The organism is Mesorhizobium sp. L48C026A00, assembly GCF_000502375.1.
GTDB lineage: Bacteria > Pseudomonadota > Alphaproteobacteria > Rhizobiales > Rhizobiaceae > Mesorhizobium > Mesorhizobium muleiense.
The window spans coordinates 95,766-110,266 of sequence record NZ_AYWU01000005.1 but is presented as its reverse complement, the minus strand read 5'-3'; the positions used below and the strand labels follow the sequence as shown (position 1 = coordinate 110,266).

Here is a 14,501-nt window from a genome sequence, read left to right as displayed (position 1 = left end):
GTTGGACGGATCGCCATCGGTGCCAAGCTGGAACACCCCTCATCCGACCGAGCTTCGCTCGGCCACCTTCTCCCACAAGCGGAGAAGGGAGAGCGTCCGCATTTGCGCTTGGGCCAATCTCGAATGTCGCCGACTTGATTGGGCGAAGCAGCGAGGGCATCGAAGCTAAAAGCAGGCTTCAGATCCTAGTTCGCCATTCCGAATCTTGAACATCTCTTGGCGCTTTGAGATCGTAATAGCGGCAGCCGCTTCGTCGCGTGGAACCCCAGTCTTCCTACATAGGATATCGACATCTTCTTTGTACCGGAACGCAACTGCTGGGTGTACTAAAAAATGACGCGCAAAAATGGTCGCTTGATCTTCTGCGCTCTCAATTGCATTCAGGTTTTTGATGTTTTCAGTATATTCTCCAGATGAAACTGTATGGAGATCTTTCAAAGTTTCCCTGTGGAGAAGAAAGTGCCCAAGCTCGTGAGCTAAGACAAAGCGACTATAAGCATCCCCTTCGCAAGCGCCGTTATAAATATCCTCTCGAACTAATATCCTGTCGTTTCTAGTTTCAGTGACAGCCTCTTCAGCCAAGTCAACTCTACTTCGGACAACAAGACGGAAACCCGGATAAGTGACGGGTATCTTAAATTCGAGAACTTCAACAATGCTCACAAACTCGGTGTGAGCCAGATCAAATTCATGGCGATATTTGCTCGCCACCTTCGCCATCTGATGTTGCGTTAGTCCTTGTCGAACAAAGATATCTGTTGCCATTTTTGCTTTCTGTAGAGCTCCAGATCGACCACATTTACCCGCTCGTTGGAGGAGGGGTTCTCCGACGAGTCAAGCTTGATTGTCCGAGGCGGCCTCTTGCAGTCGTCGACCACCTTCAACGGCAATCCAACAAACGCGACAACTCGCTCAAAATCAACGTGGCTCGGATCAATCTCCCCGTTTTCCACACTGCTTACGAACGCAGTCGCGACGCCAAGTGCTTGGCCCACTTGATACGACGTCAAGCGTTTTTCCCGGCGCGCCCGCTCCAACATTTTGCCGAGGGCGATAAGTGCGACAATGTTCTTCATTGCTCTAGCTCCTCCTCAGCTACACCCGCTCGTCGAGCCACAAGTGTCGCACTTCTCGCACGTGCCGTTCCGCACCATCGTAAAATTGTGGCATTCGGAGCATTCGTTGCCGGTGTAGCCCTGCATCAAGGATTGCTGACGCCTTGTCGCGGCAAGCGCCTTGGCCTCGGCCGCTTCCTTTGCGGCATCGTCGGTGAACAGCCCAGTTGGGTCGGTTGCTTCCTCGTAGACGATGTCCTCGACCAACTCCTTCGCCCGCTCCTCGTAGTCTCGCTTATAGGCGATCGCTTCGTCGCTGGCCGGCTTCAGCGCCAGCACGTTGGAGCCTGAGAACGCCGTCGGCGCCGAGCGAGTGGGAGCGGGAGAGGGGCTTGAACCCCCGAACCCCTTGGGGTCGGCACCCATGCCCGATACCAGCTTGACCGGCGAGACGCCGCGGGTCAGCCCCTTCGAGAACGGCGTCGCCTTGCCTTCGTTGATGCCGCGGCCGAGTGCGGTCTTGTCGAAATCCGACTGGTCGACATGGGCGAGGTCGTGACGGGCAAGATAGGACACGGCAAGCTCACGGAACACGTAGTCGAGGATCGACGTGGCGTTCTTGATCGCGTCGTTGCCCTGCACCATGCCGGCCGGCTCGAATTTGGTGAAGGTGAAGGCTTCGACATATTCCTCGAGCGGCACGCCATATTGCAGGCCGAGCGAGATGGCGATGGCGAAGTTGTTCATCATCGCCCGGAAGGCCGCACCTTCCTTGTGCATGTCGATGAAGATCTCGCCGAGACGGCCGTCGTCGAATTCGCCGGTGCGCAGATAGACCTTGTGGCCGCCGACGACCGCTTTCTGGGTATAGCCCTTGCGGCGGTTCGGCAGCTTTTCGCGGTCGCGATAGAGGCGTTCGACGACGCGTTCGACGATCTTTTCGGTCACCTGCACGGCGCGCTGTGAAGCAGGTGCTGCGATCAGCTGCTCGACGGCATCGTCCTCGTCGTCTTCGACGTCGGCAAGCAGCGAGGCGTTGAGCGGCTGCGAGAGTTTCGAGCCGTCGCGATAGAGCGCGTTGGCCTTCAGCGCCAGCTTCCACGACAGCATGTAGGCGCCCTTGGCGTCTTCCACCGTCGCGTCGTTCGGCATGTTGATGGTCTTGGAAATGGCGCCGGAGATGAACGGCTGCGCCGCCGCCATCATCTGGATGTGGCTGTTGATCGACAGTGAACGCTTACCGATCTTGCCGCACGGGCTGGCGCAGTCGAACACCGGCAGATGTTGGTCTTTCAGAAATGGTGCTCCCTCGAGGGTCATCGCCCCGCAGACATGGATGTTGGCGGCCTCGATGTCCTTCTTCGAGAAGCCGAGCGCCGGCAGCATCTCGAACGAGAAATCGTTGAGCTGCTCGTCGGTGAAGCCAAACGTCTCCTTCACCCAATCGGCACCCAGCGTCCACTGGTTGAAGACGAACTTGATGTCGAAGGCCGACTTCAACGCCGCATTGAGCGCTGCGATCTTGTCGTCGGTAAAACCCTTTGCCCTAAGCGAGCCTGGGTTGATGGCAGGCGCCTGGTTCAGATTGCCGTGGCCGACCGCATAGGCCTCGATCTCGGCGATCTGGCTTTCCGAATAGCCGAGCGTGCGCAGCGCTTCAGGGACGGCGCGGTTGATGATCTTGAAATAGCCGCCGCCGGCCAGCTTCTTGAATTTGACCAGCGCGAAGTCGGGCTCGATACCGGTGGTGTCGCAATCCATGACCAGGCCGATCGTGCCGGTCGGCGCGATCACGGTCGCCTGCGCATTGCGGTAGCCATGCTCCTCGCCGAGCTCGATGGCGCGGTCCCAGGCAGCCTTGGCATGGGCGGCAAGCTCCGGCTGCTTCAGGTCGGAGGCGACCAGCGGCACCGGGTTGACGGCGAGTTTCTCGTAGCCGTCCTTGTCGCCATAGGCGGCTCGGCGATGGTTGCGCATGACACGCAGCATGTTCTCGGCATTGCGGTCGTAATCGGGGAAGGCGCCGAGCTCGGCGGCCATTTCGGCCGAGGTGGCATAGGCGGTGCCGGTCATGATGGCGGTGAGTGCTGCGCAGATGGCGCGGCCCTCGTCGGAATCATAGGGAATGCCCGAGGTCATCAGCAGGCCGCCAATATTGGCGTAGCCGAGGCCGAGCGTGCGGTATTCGTAGGAGAGCTTGGCGATCTCCTTCGACGGGAACTGCGCCATCATGACGGAAATTTCCAGCACCATGGTCCACAGCCGAACCGTGTGCTCGTAGGCAGCGATGTCGATGGTGCCGTCGGCGTTGCGATAGGGCAGCAGGTTGATCGAGGCCAGGTTGCAGGCGGTGTCGTCGAGGAACATGTATTCCGAGCACGGGTTGGACGCCCGGATCGCACCGGCCGCGGCGCAGGTGTGCCAGTCGTTCATCGTCGTGTTGAAGTGCAGGCCCGGGTCGGCCGACGCCCAGGCGGCATAGCCGATCTTCTCCCACAGATCCCTGGCCTTCAGCGTCTTCATCACCTTGCCGTCCTTGCGGGCGGTGAGATGCCAGTCGCCGTCCTGCTCTACGGCGCGCAGGAAATCGTCCTTCAGCGAGACCGAATTGTTGGAGTTCTGGCCCGAAACCGTGAGGTAGGCGTCCGAATCCCAGTCGGTGTCGTAGGTCTTGAACGACATCGAGGTGTAGCCCTGCCTGGCGAACTGGATGACGCGGTAGATGTAGTTCTCCGGCACCCCGTCCTTCTTGGCCAGCTTGATCTCACGCTTCAGCGCGGTGTTGATGGCCGGGTCGAAGCAATCGTCGTCCTGGCCTTCGCAGTTGATGCAGGCCTTCATGATCGCTTCGAGGTGCTTCTTGACGATCTTCGAGCCGGTGACCAGCGAAGCGACCTTCTGCTCCTCATTGACCTTCCAGTCGATGAACTCCTCGATATCGGGATGGTCGGCGTCGACGATGACCATCTTTGCAGCGCGGCGCGTCGTGCCGCCCGACTTGATGGCGCCCGCCGCGCGGTCGCCGATCTTGAGGAAGCTCATCAGGCCGGACGAGCGGCCGCCGCCGGACAGTTTTTCGCCTTCGCCGCGCAGGAACGAGAAGTTGGAGCCGGTGCCGGAGCCGTATTTGAACAGCCGCGCTTCACGCACCCACAAATCCATGATACCGCCTTCGTTGACGAGATCGTCCTGCACGCCCTGGATGAAGCAGGCATGCGGCTGCGGATGCTCGTAGGAAGACTTCGACTTGGTCAGCTTGCCGGTGAACGGGTCGACATAGAAGTGGCCCTGGCTCGGGCCGTCGATGCCGTAGGCCCAGTGCAGGCCGGTGTTGAACCATTGCGGCGAATTCGGCGCAACGCGCTGGGTGGCCAACATATAGGCGATCTCGTCGCGGAAGGCGCGCGCGTCTTCCTCCGACTTGAAGTAGCCGCCCTTCCACCCCCAATAGGTCCAGGTGCCGGCGAGGCGGTCGAAGACCTGGCGGGCGTCGATTTCGGAGCCGTAGCGCTCGGCCTCCGGCAGCTTTGCCAACTCGGCCTCGTCGGCGACGGAGCGCCACAGGAAGGAGGGAACGTCGTTCTCCTCGACCTTCTTCAGCCGTGCCGGCACGCCGGCCTTGCGGAAATACTTCTGCGCCAGGATGTCGGCGGCAACCTGGCTGAACTGCGCCGGCACATCGATATTGTCCAAGCGGAACACCACCGAGCCATCCGGATTCTTGATCTCCGAAAGCGCCTTGCGGAATTCGATCTCCGAATAAGCAGACTGCCCTTGCTTGGTGAAACGACGCTCGATGCGCATTGGTCCTATCCCTTTGTGTCTAGATATAGCGCCTTTCCCAGGGGATTTCTGCCCCCATTGCGAAACGCGCATGTCCGCCGTCTGCCGGCGTTCCAAAACGGCCGGCTCCTTTTCACGAGGCTCCGCCCGCCCTGCTGGTCGAACTCCTTGCGAAGTAGTCGTCCAACGCGCCGACGGACCCTGCGGGTCCCTCAAGACTGAAACTTTTTTGCGACTCCCTCAATCGAGGGAACTTCACACTATCTAGCGTCGAACCTACCTGCAAACACTAAATATAGTATTAACAGACAATTTATTCCAGTCCGACATTTTTCCCTTTTCGTCCCCCAAAGACCCCACAATCCCGACGCCTCCGCCGGCCCCTAGCCAGGCGGAAATGCGGCCAAACGCACATAATCCGGGAAAAAAGACCGGGCTCAAAACTTTCCGGTCGCACTCTCAACAGGAGCGCATGACCTATAAAAGGCGACTCGTTTTGCGCCGTCAAGGATTCGTTTGCGTAGCTTTTGTGACCCCAACATCTTGTGTGTCACATATGTGGATAACGGGGATAGAAGTGGCCCGCAGGATTTTCGATTTTACCCACGTGCAGGCCATCAGCCGGACAACGCATGCCAAAGCTGGAGTGGCCAAATCGATTCCCTTTGCCAAAGAACATCGCCGGTGATGCGGCTTTGGCCGGTGAGTCTATGCTTGCTCAGGAGAACTGGTGCGGGTCGGCACAGAAATAGGCGATGATCTGGCCAAGGTCCGGCTCGTTGACCATGCGCGCGGCCTCGGCTGGGCTGACCCATTTGCGGATGCGCGACCGCTTTTCCTTCCACCGGTCGGCGATCTTGTCGACCCGCAGCGGAAACACCAGGACTTCGCAAGGCACTTCCTCGCCGGAAGCCAAAGCCTTGGCATAGAAGTAGCGGCCGGCTTCGTGGTGGGAGACCGTGCCGCGCAGCCCGGCTTCCTCGCCGGCCTCGCGCGCCGCCGCTTCGCAAAGCAGTTCCTTGGCCTCAGGCCAGCCCTTGGGAAGCACCCAGCGGCCGGTATCGCGGCTGGTGATCAGCATGATCTCGACGCCATGCCCGGTATCGCGCCAGGGCAATGCTGCAACCTGCAAACGGCACGGCGCTGTGCCGAAGAGCCGCTGGACCCTTTCGGCCAAATGGTTGTGCGTTACTGGCCTCGTCAACATCGGAGAAGCTTGCCCCAGCCTCCAGAATCACTTGCCGTCTCGTGAATCTTACGGCTAATCATAAGCAATAAAAGTAAAAAACCTCATACGCACGAATTAACCACACACGAGACGTCGATTCAGGAATATCGTGCGCCGCTGCACTCTTTCAAGAAGTGCGCCGGCAAGAAGGCCGCGCCGGTATGTTCCGGGAGGAGAAAAAGCAGCTGCCGCGAATCAGCCGGCGTGGTCGTCGGCGATCGGCTTCTGGTAGGTGAAGCCCATGTCCCACGGAAAATAGATCCAGGTGTCCTGGCTGACCTCGGTGACGAAGGTGTCGACCAGCGGCCTGCCTTTCGGCTTGGCGTAGACGGTGGCGAAATGCGCCTTGGGCATCATGGCGCGGACGATGCCCGCGGTCTTGCCGGTGTCGGTGAGGTCGTCGATGATCAATACGCCGGCGCCGTCATCGGCGAGCAGTGCCGGCGTGACCTCCTTCAGCACCTGCAACTGCCCCTGGCTGGCATAGTCGTGATAGGAGGCGACGCAAACCGTCTCGATGACCCGGATGCCGAGTTCACGCGAGATGATGGCGGCCGGCACCAGGCCGCCGCGGGTGATGCAGACGATCGCTTTCCATTGGCCTTTGTTGGCGCCGGCAAGCCGCCAGGCGAGCGCACGCGCGTCGCGGTGGAACTGATCCCACGAGACGGGAAAGGCCTTTTCGGGAAGGGACATTTTTGCGCACTCCGCAGCGCGCGAAAATGCGCGCAGACACCTGAAGGAATGCGCGCGGAATTAACTGGAAAGCCTAGGCGTTGGCAAGTGGTGGCGGCAGGCGATCCCTGTGGACTTGCCGCCTCTGGACTTGCCGCTTGTCGACTTACCGTGACAGGAAAGCTGCCACCGGCACTGTGCGCAGCACCGTGCGCGTGACCCCGCCGAACAGCAACTGGCGCAGCCAGGAATGGCTGTAGGCGCCGAGCACGAGCAGGTCGGCTCCGGTTTCGGCAACCCTGGTCTGGATCACCTCGTCGACCGAGTGGCCGGCCGATTGCAGCACCGAGACGCTGACCGTGGCGCCATGCCTGGACAGGGCGGCGGCGATTTCGGCGCCGGCCGCCTCCGGGGCCTCGTCGAGCGTTTCCGGCGGGTCGATGACGACAATATCGGTTTTTTCGGCCTCGATGATGAAGGGCAGGGCGTCGAAGGCGGCGCGCGCCGCTTCCTTGCTGCCGTTCCAGGCGAGCAGCACATGCTTGAAGCTGGTGACGAGCGGGCCTGAGTGCGGCACGACCAGTACCGGCCGGCCGGCGTCATAGACCAGCGTGTCGACGTCGGCGCTCGGATCGCCGCCCGTCTCGCGCTGCGCGGCGATGATCAGGTCCGCGGTGCGCACGGTTGGGATGCCGGTCAGCGCGCTGTCTCCGGAAAAGCTCTCAAGGCTGCGCCACTCGAAGGACAGGCCGGACTCCTCGACATGCCGGAGGAAAACCGCCCGCAATTTTTCAGCACGCTCCTTGTTCATGTCGGCCGAGACCTGCAGGAACTCGGTGTCGGGAAAGCCGGTGGCCGAGGTGTAGGGGACGGGAAGCGCTTCGGCATGAATGCCGATGAGATGGCTCTCGAACTTGTCGGCAAGCGGAATGGCGCATTCGAGCACGCGCTCCGCGTCCTGTTCGTTCTGCAGTATGGCGACGATGGTCTTGAATCGCATGGCAACCCCTCAATTCACGGGCGATCGAACCTCGCCCGCATGAAACGTCACTGCACCATGCTTGGTTCCGGCTAACCCGGATACGGGCTAATGCATGTTGCCCAAAAGCATACTTTGGGCACGAGGGTGCGCAGCGGATTTGGGATCGCGCCGTGCAGACAGACAAGAAAGTTGAAGCGCGTCGCATGGATCGTCTCAGACGCGACGCGCTTTAGATCAGCTGGCCGCGCTGGTGAGGCCTGCGACCATCGCTTCGACATCGGCGCGGGCGGCGTCCAGCGCTTGCTGGCTGCGGGCACGGACGACCAGCTCGGTCCAGAACTTGCCGTCGCCATATTTTGGATAGGAGCCGATGATCGTGTCCGGGTGCGCCTTCTGGATGTCGCCCAGCGGTCCGCCGACCAGGCCTTCGCCGAACGGACAGTGCACCGTGGCCGACAGCATTTTGGTGCCGGCCTTCAGCGTCGGCACCACATTGTCGAGCATTGCCTGGAAAATCGCCGGCACGCCGGCCATGACATGGACGTTGCCGATGCGAAAACCCGGCGCGATCGACACCGGATTGTCGATATGGTCGGCACCGCGCGGCATCCGCGCCATGCGCTTGCGCGCCTCGGTGTATTCGATGCCGCGCGCCGCGTAGCTCGCTTCCAGCATGGCATAGGCTTTGGAGTCGTAGTCGCAGGGCACGCCGAACGCCTTGGCAATGGCATCCGCGGTGATGTCGTCATGCGTCGGACCGATGCCGCCGGTGGTGAAGACGTAGGTGTAGCGGGCCCGCAGGGCGTTCACTGCGGCGACGATCTCGTCTTCCTCGTCGGCAACGATGCGCACCTCCGTCAGGTCGATGCCGATCGCCGTCATGATGTCGGCGAGGTGGCCGATATTCTTGTCCTTGGTGCGGCCGGACAGAATCTCGTCGCCGATGACGAGCATGGCGGCGGTGACGATTTCGGGCATTGGCAGGCTCCGGCATAAGGTCAGTTGAGGCAGGCAGGTCGCCCGAGGCAGACAGGGTCGCCTGGGCAGACAGGGTCGCCTGGGCAGACAGGGTCGCCTGAGATAACGCGGTGGATGGTTGGCGGCAATGCCCGTATTGATAACGCTGCTGCAGCAGAGCAATCGCATTGGTTGGCGCCGCCCCTCATCCGCCTGCCGGCACCTTCTCCCCGTATAGTGACGGGGAGAAGGGGCTGGCCGCGGCCTCGGCACCCATTCTGCAACGCTGGAGATTGGCGAAATCCTTTGCGAAGGCGTCTTTCTCCCCGTCACCATACGGGGAGAAATGCCCGGCAGGGCAATGAGGGGCGGCGCCGACTTCGACAATTGGCCAGTAGAGCGCCAACTGCGGCAGGGCGCTATTCCTTCACCGCTCCGGTCATCGAGGAAACGTAGTGCTCGACGAAGAACGAATAAAGCACCACCACCGGCAGCGAGCCGATCAGGGCTCCGGCCATCAGCGCTCCCCATTCATAGACGTCGGAGCGGACAAGCTCCGTCAGCACCCCGACCGGCACCGTCTTGTTTTCGGACGACTGGATGAACGTCAGCGCATAGATGAATTCGTTCCATGACAGGGTGAATGCGAAGATGCCGGCCGAAATCAGGCCGGGCACCGACAGCGGCAGCACGATCTTGATGAGGATCTGCCAGCGGCTCGCCCCGTCGATGAGCGCGCATTCTTCCAGTTCGAACGGGATCGAACGGAAGTAACCCATCAGCAGCCAGGTGCAGAAAGGCACCAGGAAGGTCGGGTAGGTGAGGATGAGCGCGAACGGCGTGTCGTAAAGCCCAAGGTTGAACACCATCACCGACAGCGGGATGAACAGGATCGACGGCGGCACGAGATAGGCGAGGAAGATCGCCAACCCGACCTGCCGCGCCCCCGAAAACCGCAGCCGTTCGATCGCATAGGCCGCGAACACCGCAGCCAGCAGCGACAGGAACGTGGCGGCGGTGGAGATGATGATCGTGTTGAGCAGCCAGCCCGGATAGGACGTGTCGAACAAGAGATAGCGGATGTGCTGGAATGTCGGATGCACGACCCAGAACGGATTGAAATTGGCGTAGTCGGTCATCTCGTGATTGGGCTTGATCGCCGTGATCGTCATCCAGTAGAACGGGAACAACAGCACGATGACGAACACCAGCAACGGCAGATAGACCGTCACCACGCGCCGCGGCAGGCTCTGAAGATAGCCCATGCCGCCTTCGTCGAGTTCCTGCCGTTTGGTTTTTTTGATCGCGGCGCTCTTGATCTCAGCCGTCTTGATCTCAGCCGTCTTGATCTCAGCCATGTGTCAGTCTCCTCCGCCCTGCTGCCATTTGCGGCGTTGCAGGCCGAAATAGCTGAACAGGATCGCCGCAAGCAGGAACGGGATCATGGCGACCGCGATGGCGGCGCCCTCGCCAAGCTGGCCTCCCGAAATGCCGCGCTGGAACGACAATGTCGCCATCAGATGGGTGGCATTGACCGGTCCGCCGCGGGTCAGCACATAGATCAGCTGGAAGTCGGTGAAGGTGAACAGCACCGAAAACGTCATGGTGATGGCGATGATCGGCGTCAGCAGCGGCAGCGTCACAAACCGGAACAATTGCCAGCGACTGGCGCCGTCGAGCGTGGCGGCCTCGTAAAGCGACTGGGGAATGGTCTGCAGGCCGGCTAGCAGCGTGATGGCGACGAACGGAATACCGCGCCACACATTGGCCGCGATCACCGAAGCGCGCGCGTTCTCCGGATCGCCGAGGAAATTGATGCGATGGTCGATCAGGCCCATTTCCATGAGCGCCCATGACAGGATGGAGAACTGCGAATCGTAGATCCACCAGAAGGCGATGGCCGACAGCACCGTCGGCACCACCCACGGCAGCAGCACGATCGCGCGGAAGAACGATTTGAAGGGAAGGTTCTGATTGAGGATAAGCGCCAGCCAGAGGCCGAGCGCGAACTTCAGGATCGACGCGCTGATCGTGTAGAGCAAGGTGTTAAAGACGGAGAGCCAGAAGACGGCGTCGTCCGATAGATATTGGTAGTTTTCGATGCCTATGAAGATGCCGGGGCGGCCGATGCGGGCATCGGTGAAGCCGAGCCAGATGCCGAGCCCGAGCGGATAGGTCAGGAAGACCAGCAGCAGCGCTGCCGCCGGCAGCATGAAGCCGAAGCCAAGCGCGTTCCTGCTGTCGGCCAGGAGCGACAGGCTCCGCGACAGGATCGACGGACGCGGCTGAACGGCGGCGGACGACACGGCCATGGGACGGCTCCTCATACGGTCTGCTGGCATGGTGGCCTGAGAGGCCGCCACGCGATTTCAGGACCAGACCGGGCAGCGCGGTCGCGGCTGCCCGGCTCGGCTGTGATCAAACGCGATAGTAGCGGTTGGCGCGTTTCTCCGCCTCTTCCACCGCCTCCTGCGGCGTCGCCTGGCCCGTCACCGCCTTGGCGAACATGTCGACCAGCACATAGTCGGCCATGGTCGCAGCCGAGGCGTAGCCGAGCGGCCCGGCATAGCCGTTGGGACGCAGCGTCGCCGAGGCCTTGGCGTAAGCGGCATTGTTCGGGTCGGCCGTCCACACCGGATTGTTGTCGAAGGCCTTGAGTGTCTGGCAGCAATAGCCGGCCGAGGAGGTGATCCATTCCGCCATTTGCTGTTCCTCGAACATGAACTGCAGATAGGCTTTTGCCGCGTTGGGGTAGGGCGTGTAGTCGAAGATCACGGCCGTGGTCACCTGGAACAGCTCGACGGATTTCCCGACGGGACCGATCGGCAGGCTGGTCGTGCGCATATCCTTGGCGATTTCAGCCAGTTTCGGATCATTGTCCTTGTTGGTTTTTGCCGTGTTATACACGGAAATGCCGTTGGCGATGACGCCCAGTTCGCCGGCCAGGAAGGCGCGGTTGTTGTTCACGTCAAGCCAGCTTTCGGTGCCGGGGATGAAGGTCTTGTAGAGTTCCTGCGCGTATTCGATCGCCTTGAGCGTCTCGGGGCTGTTGATCGTCACCTTTCCGCTCTCGTCGACCATCTGGCCGCCATGGCTCCAAAGCAGCCAGTGAGCATAGTTGTTGCCGTCGCCGACGCCATGGCCGTGTGTGAAACCGGCCGGATGGCCCTTCGCCTGCAAGGCCTTGCAAAGCTCGAGGAAGCCCGCCGTGTCCTTCGGAAATTCCGAGAAGCCAGCCTCCTTCACCCAGCTTTCCCGATAGACGATGGCATTGCCGATGGTGGCCAGGGGCAGGCCGAGGAATTTTCCCTCGCGCGTCGCATATTGCTTTGGTCCGTCGTGCCAGCCGCCATATTTCGTGCCGAGATACTCACCCAGTTCCGACACGTCGTGCAGCTTGTCGGGGTACTGGTGCGGGTCGTCGAACCAGACCAGCATCAGATCTGGACCGGAGCCGACATTGGCGGCGACCGCGGCCTTGGGGCGAATGTCCTCCCAGCTTTCCTTGTCGACGCGGACCTCGACGCCGGTCGCCTCGGTGAACCGCTTGGTGTTGGCCAGCCATTGGTCTTCATCGCCCTGAACGAACGGCGACCAGCGCAGCATGCGCAGCTTTGCGCCGTCTTCGGGCTTGTACGTCAACCCCTCCTGGGCAAAGGCGGAAGAGCCGACGAAGCGGCTTCCCAAGGCTCCCGCCGCCACGCCGGCGGTCGTGCGAATCACGTCACGTCTGGTGAATTTCATGCTCGTTTCCTCCTGTTTGTTGTCCTTGCCTTATGGATCCTACTGCCGGGCGCGCAGTTCGAAGCGCTGCCCGGTTTCGCCATGAAAGAGATGGATGAGGCCCGGCTCGGCCGTGAGCCGTACGGTCTCGCCCGGCGTGAAGGAATGGCGCTCGCGGAAATTGGCGACGATCTCGTCACCGCCGGCCGTCCGGCCGATGAGCTGCACTTCCGACCCGGTCGGCTCGACCACCACGACGGTGACTGGAATGCCGTCGTCTTGGGATAGCCGCAGATGCTCGGGGCGTATCCCCAGCACCACCTGCTCGCCGCTGCCGGTCGACGGTATTGCGGCCAGCGGCAGGGAAATCCCCCCGGAGCCGCGAAAAGACGGTGAGCCGCCATCCGTCGCGATTTCGCCCCTCAGCATGTTCATGGCGGGCGAGCCGATAAAGCTGGCGACAAAAAGGTTGTTGGGCCGGTCGTAGAGTTCCAATGGCGGCCCGATCTGCTCGACGATGCCGTCATGCATCACGACGATCTTGTCGGCCATGGTCATGGCCTCGATCTGGTCGTGGGTGACATAGACCGTCGTGGTCTTCAGGCGCTGGTGCAGTTCCTTGATCTCGGCGCGCATCTGCACCCTGAGCTTGGCGTCGAGATTGGACAGCGGCTCGTCGAACAGGAAGACCGCCGGATCGCGCACGATCGCCCGGCCCATGGCGACGCGCTGGCGCTGGCCGCCGGAAAGCTGCCTAGGATAGCGCTCCAGCAATGGCACCAGCCCCAGGATTTCGGCGGCGCGCTTGACGCTGGCAGCGCTTTCGGCTTTCGCAACACCCTTGAGCATCAGCGAGAACGCCATGTTCTCGGCCACGGTCATGTGCGGGTAAAGCGCATAGTTCTGGAACACCATGGCGACGTCGCGTTCTTTTGGCGCAACGTTGTTGACGACGCGCTCGCCAATCGCGATCTGGCCGCGCGAAATCTTTTCCAGGCCGGCGATCATCCTGAGAAGCGTCGATTTTCCGCAGCCCGACGGCCCGACCAGCGTGACGAACTCGCCATCCTCTATATCGACGCTGACACCGTGGAGAATCTCGACGGTTCCGAATGATTTGTAGACATCGCCAATCGCGACAGACGCCATCGATTTCCTCCCGAATGCTTCCTGCGACGTCTTCGAAGGAAACCGCTTTCCTGACTGGCCGCGGCAGTTCCCAAAGCTCCTCCCTGGTCACGCGCGATGATGAAACGGTAGCGCTACCAGACTGCCCTGTAAAGCGGTTGCGTGGCAAGCGCCCTTCTTCGTCGCGCCTGATCGTGAGCGTTCCCAGCGGGACTGAAATTCGCCATGGCCGGGATCATAGCAAGAGCATGACTTGTCAAGCCCCAGCTCTTAAAACCGGAGGTGCGAGAAGCCATCAGTAACGACACCAGCCTTAATCGGAAACTTCGGTTTGCGGCCGGTCCCGACCGTCGGCGAGCTCGTCGTGCCATTTGCCTTCGGCGTCCTCGTACTGGATGCCGTCGGTGGTGCCGGCGACCTGCTGTTCGGCCGAAGCGATCTCGGCGGCGCGCAGCGCGTCCTCGTGAGTAGGGAACGTCTCCGAAAATGTCTCGCCGACCTTATAGGCCCAGCCCCCGTCATGCTCGACGATCTTGTAGGTCAGCTTGGCCATGAAATCCTCCAGTGGAAAAAGCTCAGGTTGCTCAATGCGGTTTGCCTTGGGGCAGTTTGCGGTCGGGCAGTTTGCCTTCGGGCAATCTCTCTTCGGGAACCAGCACGTCCGATTCCATGGCGGCCTCGACCAATGCCCGGCGCGCATCCGCTGTCGAACGATAACCTTCCAGCACTTTTAGGCAAGTGTCGAGAGCATCGCGATGCCGAGGGCCACGATTGAGCGGCCAGACGGTCATCAGGCACTCCGCAGCTTCCTGGGTGCTGCGGATCTCACGGTATTTGCCGACACGGCCAAGTTCGACCACGACCGGCTTTTCAAAAGGCTTGCTGTCCATCATCGCCGCCAACGCGGAGCCGCTGATTTGGTTGCACGCCCCTCGGCGTGCGCAAATGTCTCGGGGGGTAGCGGTCGTTG

At 61.2% G+C, this 14,501-nt stretch carries 13 protein-coding genes; all 13 read right to left on the bottom strand.

The genetic code is table 11. From position 1 onward, the window contains the following. Nucleotides 1–165 precede the first annotated feature (165 nt). The 13 genes from X738_RS80760 to X738_RS52810 all read right to left on the bottom strand — a co-directional run bounded on the left by X738_RS80760 (nucleotide 166) and on the right by X738_RS52810 (nucleotide 14,424). Nucleotides 166–765: an ImmA/IrrE family metallo-endopeptidase gene (locus X738_RS80760; RefSeq protein WP_156942567.1), complete on the bottom strand. Its 600-nt coding sequence runs from the start codon at nucleotides 763–765 to the stop codon at nucleotides 166–168. Then, nucleotides 732–1,076: a helix-turn-helix domain-containing protein gene (locus X738_RS52865; RefSeq protein WP_023798208.1), complete on the bottom strand. Its 345-nt coding sequence runs from the start codon at nucleotides 1,074–1,076 to the stop codon at nucleotides 732–734. The genes X738_RS80760 and X738_RS52865 overlap by 34 nt, the downstream gene beginning before the upstream one ends. 15 nt (nucleotides 1,077–1,091) lie before the next feature. Next, on the bottom strand, nucleotides 1,092–4,859 hold the full coding sequence (locus tag X738_RS52860) for a vitamin B12-dependent ribonucleotide reductase (protein ID WP_023798207.1): 3,768 nt from the start codon (nucleotides 4,857–4,859) through the stop codon (nucleotides 1,092–1,094). Between the two features lie 697 nt (nucleotides 4,860–5,556). Next, a complete protein-coding gene (locus tag X738_RS52855; RefSeq protein WP_023798206.1) occupies nucleotides 5,557–6,045 on the bottom strand; it encodes an NUDIX hydrolase in 489 nt (162 codons plus the stop codon). A 216-nt stretch (nucleotides 6,046–6,261) separates the two neighbouring features. Further along, the gene (gpt, locus tag X738_RS52850) at nucleotides 6,262–6,762 is read right to left on the bottom strand and encodes a xanthine phosphoribosyltransferase (protein WP_023798205.1); all 501 of its coding nucleotides are present in this window, start codon (nucleotides 6,760–6,762) and stop codon (nucleotides 6,262–6,264) included. A gap of 145 nt (nucleotides 6,763–6,907) precedes the next feature. Continuing rightward, the gene (locus X738_RS52845; protein WP_023798204.1) at nucleotides 6,908–7,741 is read right to left on the bottom strand and encodes a universal stress protein; all 834 of its coding nucleotides are present in this window, start codon (nucleotides 7,739–7,741) and stop codon (nucleotides 6,908–6,910) included. 216 nt (nucleotides 7,742–7,957) lie between these two features. Next, nucleotides 7,958–8,701 (bottom strand): competence/damage-inducible protein A, encoded by a 744-nt coding sequence (locus tag X738_RS52840; protein WP_023798203.1) that lies wholly within the window; start codon nucleotides 8,699–8,701, stop codon nucleotides 7,958–7,960. Between the two features lie 398 nt (nucleotides 8,702–9,099). After that, entirely contained in the window at nucleotides 9,100–9,945 is an 846-nt protein-coding gene (locus X738_RS52835) for a carbohydrate ABC transporter permease (RefSeq protein ID WP_051407758.1), read from the bottom strand. A gap of 96 nt (nucleotides 9,946–10,041) precedes the next feature. Continuing rightward, on the bottom strand, nucleotides 10,042–10,893 hold the full coding sequence (locus X738_RS52830) for a carbohydrate ABC transporter permease (RefSeq protein WP_370463494.1): 852 nt from the start codon (nucleotides 10,891–10,893) through the stop codon (nucleotides 10,042–10,044). A 205-nt stretch (nucleotides 10,894–11,098) separates the two neighbouring features. Beyond that, nucleotides 11,099–12,424, bottom strand: coding sequence for an ABC transporter substrate-binding protein (locus X738_RS52825; RefSeq protein ID WP_023798200.1), 1,326 nt, complete (start codon nucleotides 12,422–12,424; stop codon nucleotides 11,099–11,101). Nucleotides 12,425–12,463: 39 nt separating this feature from the next. Then, the gene (locus tag X738_RS52820) at nucleotides 12,464–13,552 is read right to left on the bottom strand and encodes an ABC transporter ATP-binding protein (RefSeq protein WP_023798199.1); all 1,089 of its coding nucleotides are present in this window, start codon (nucleotides 13,550–13,552) and stop codon (nucleotides 12,464–12,466) included. Nucleotides 13,553–13,844: 292 nt separating this feature from the next. Continuing rightward, a complete protein-coding gene (locus X738_RS52815) occupies nucleotides 13,845–14,084 on the bottom strand; it encodes a DUF2188 domain-containing protein (protein WP_023798198.1) in 240 nt (79 codons plus the stop codon). Nucleotides 14,085–14,115: 31 nt separating this feature from the next. After that, nucleotides 14,116–14,424, bottom strand: coding sequence for a DUF982 domain-containing protein (locus tag X738_RS52810; protein WP_051407746.1), 309 nt, complete (start codon nucleotides 14,422–14,424; stop codon nucleotides 14,116–14,118). Nucleotides 14,425–14,501: the final 77 nt, after the last annotated feature.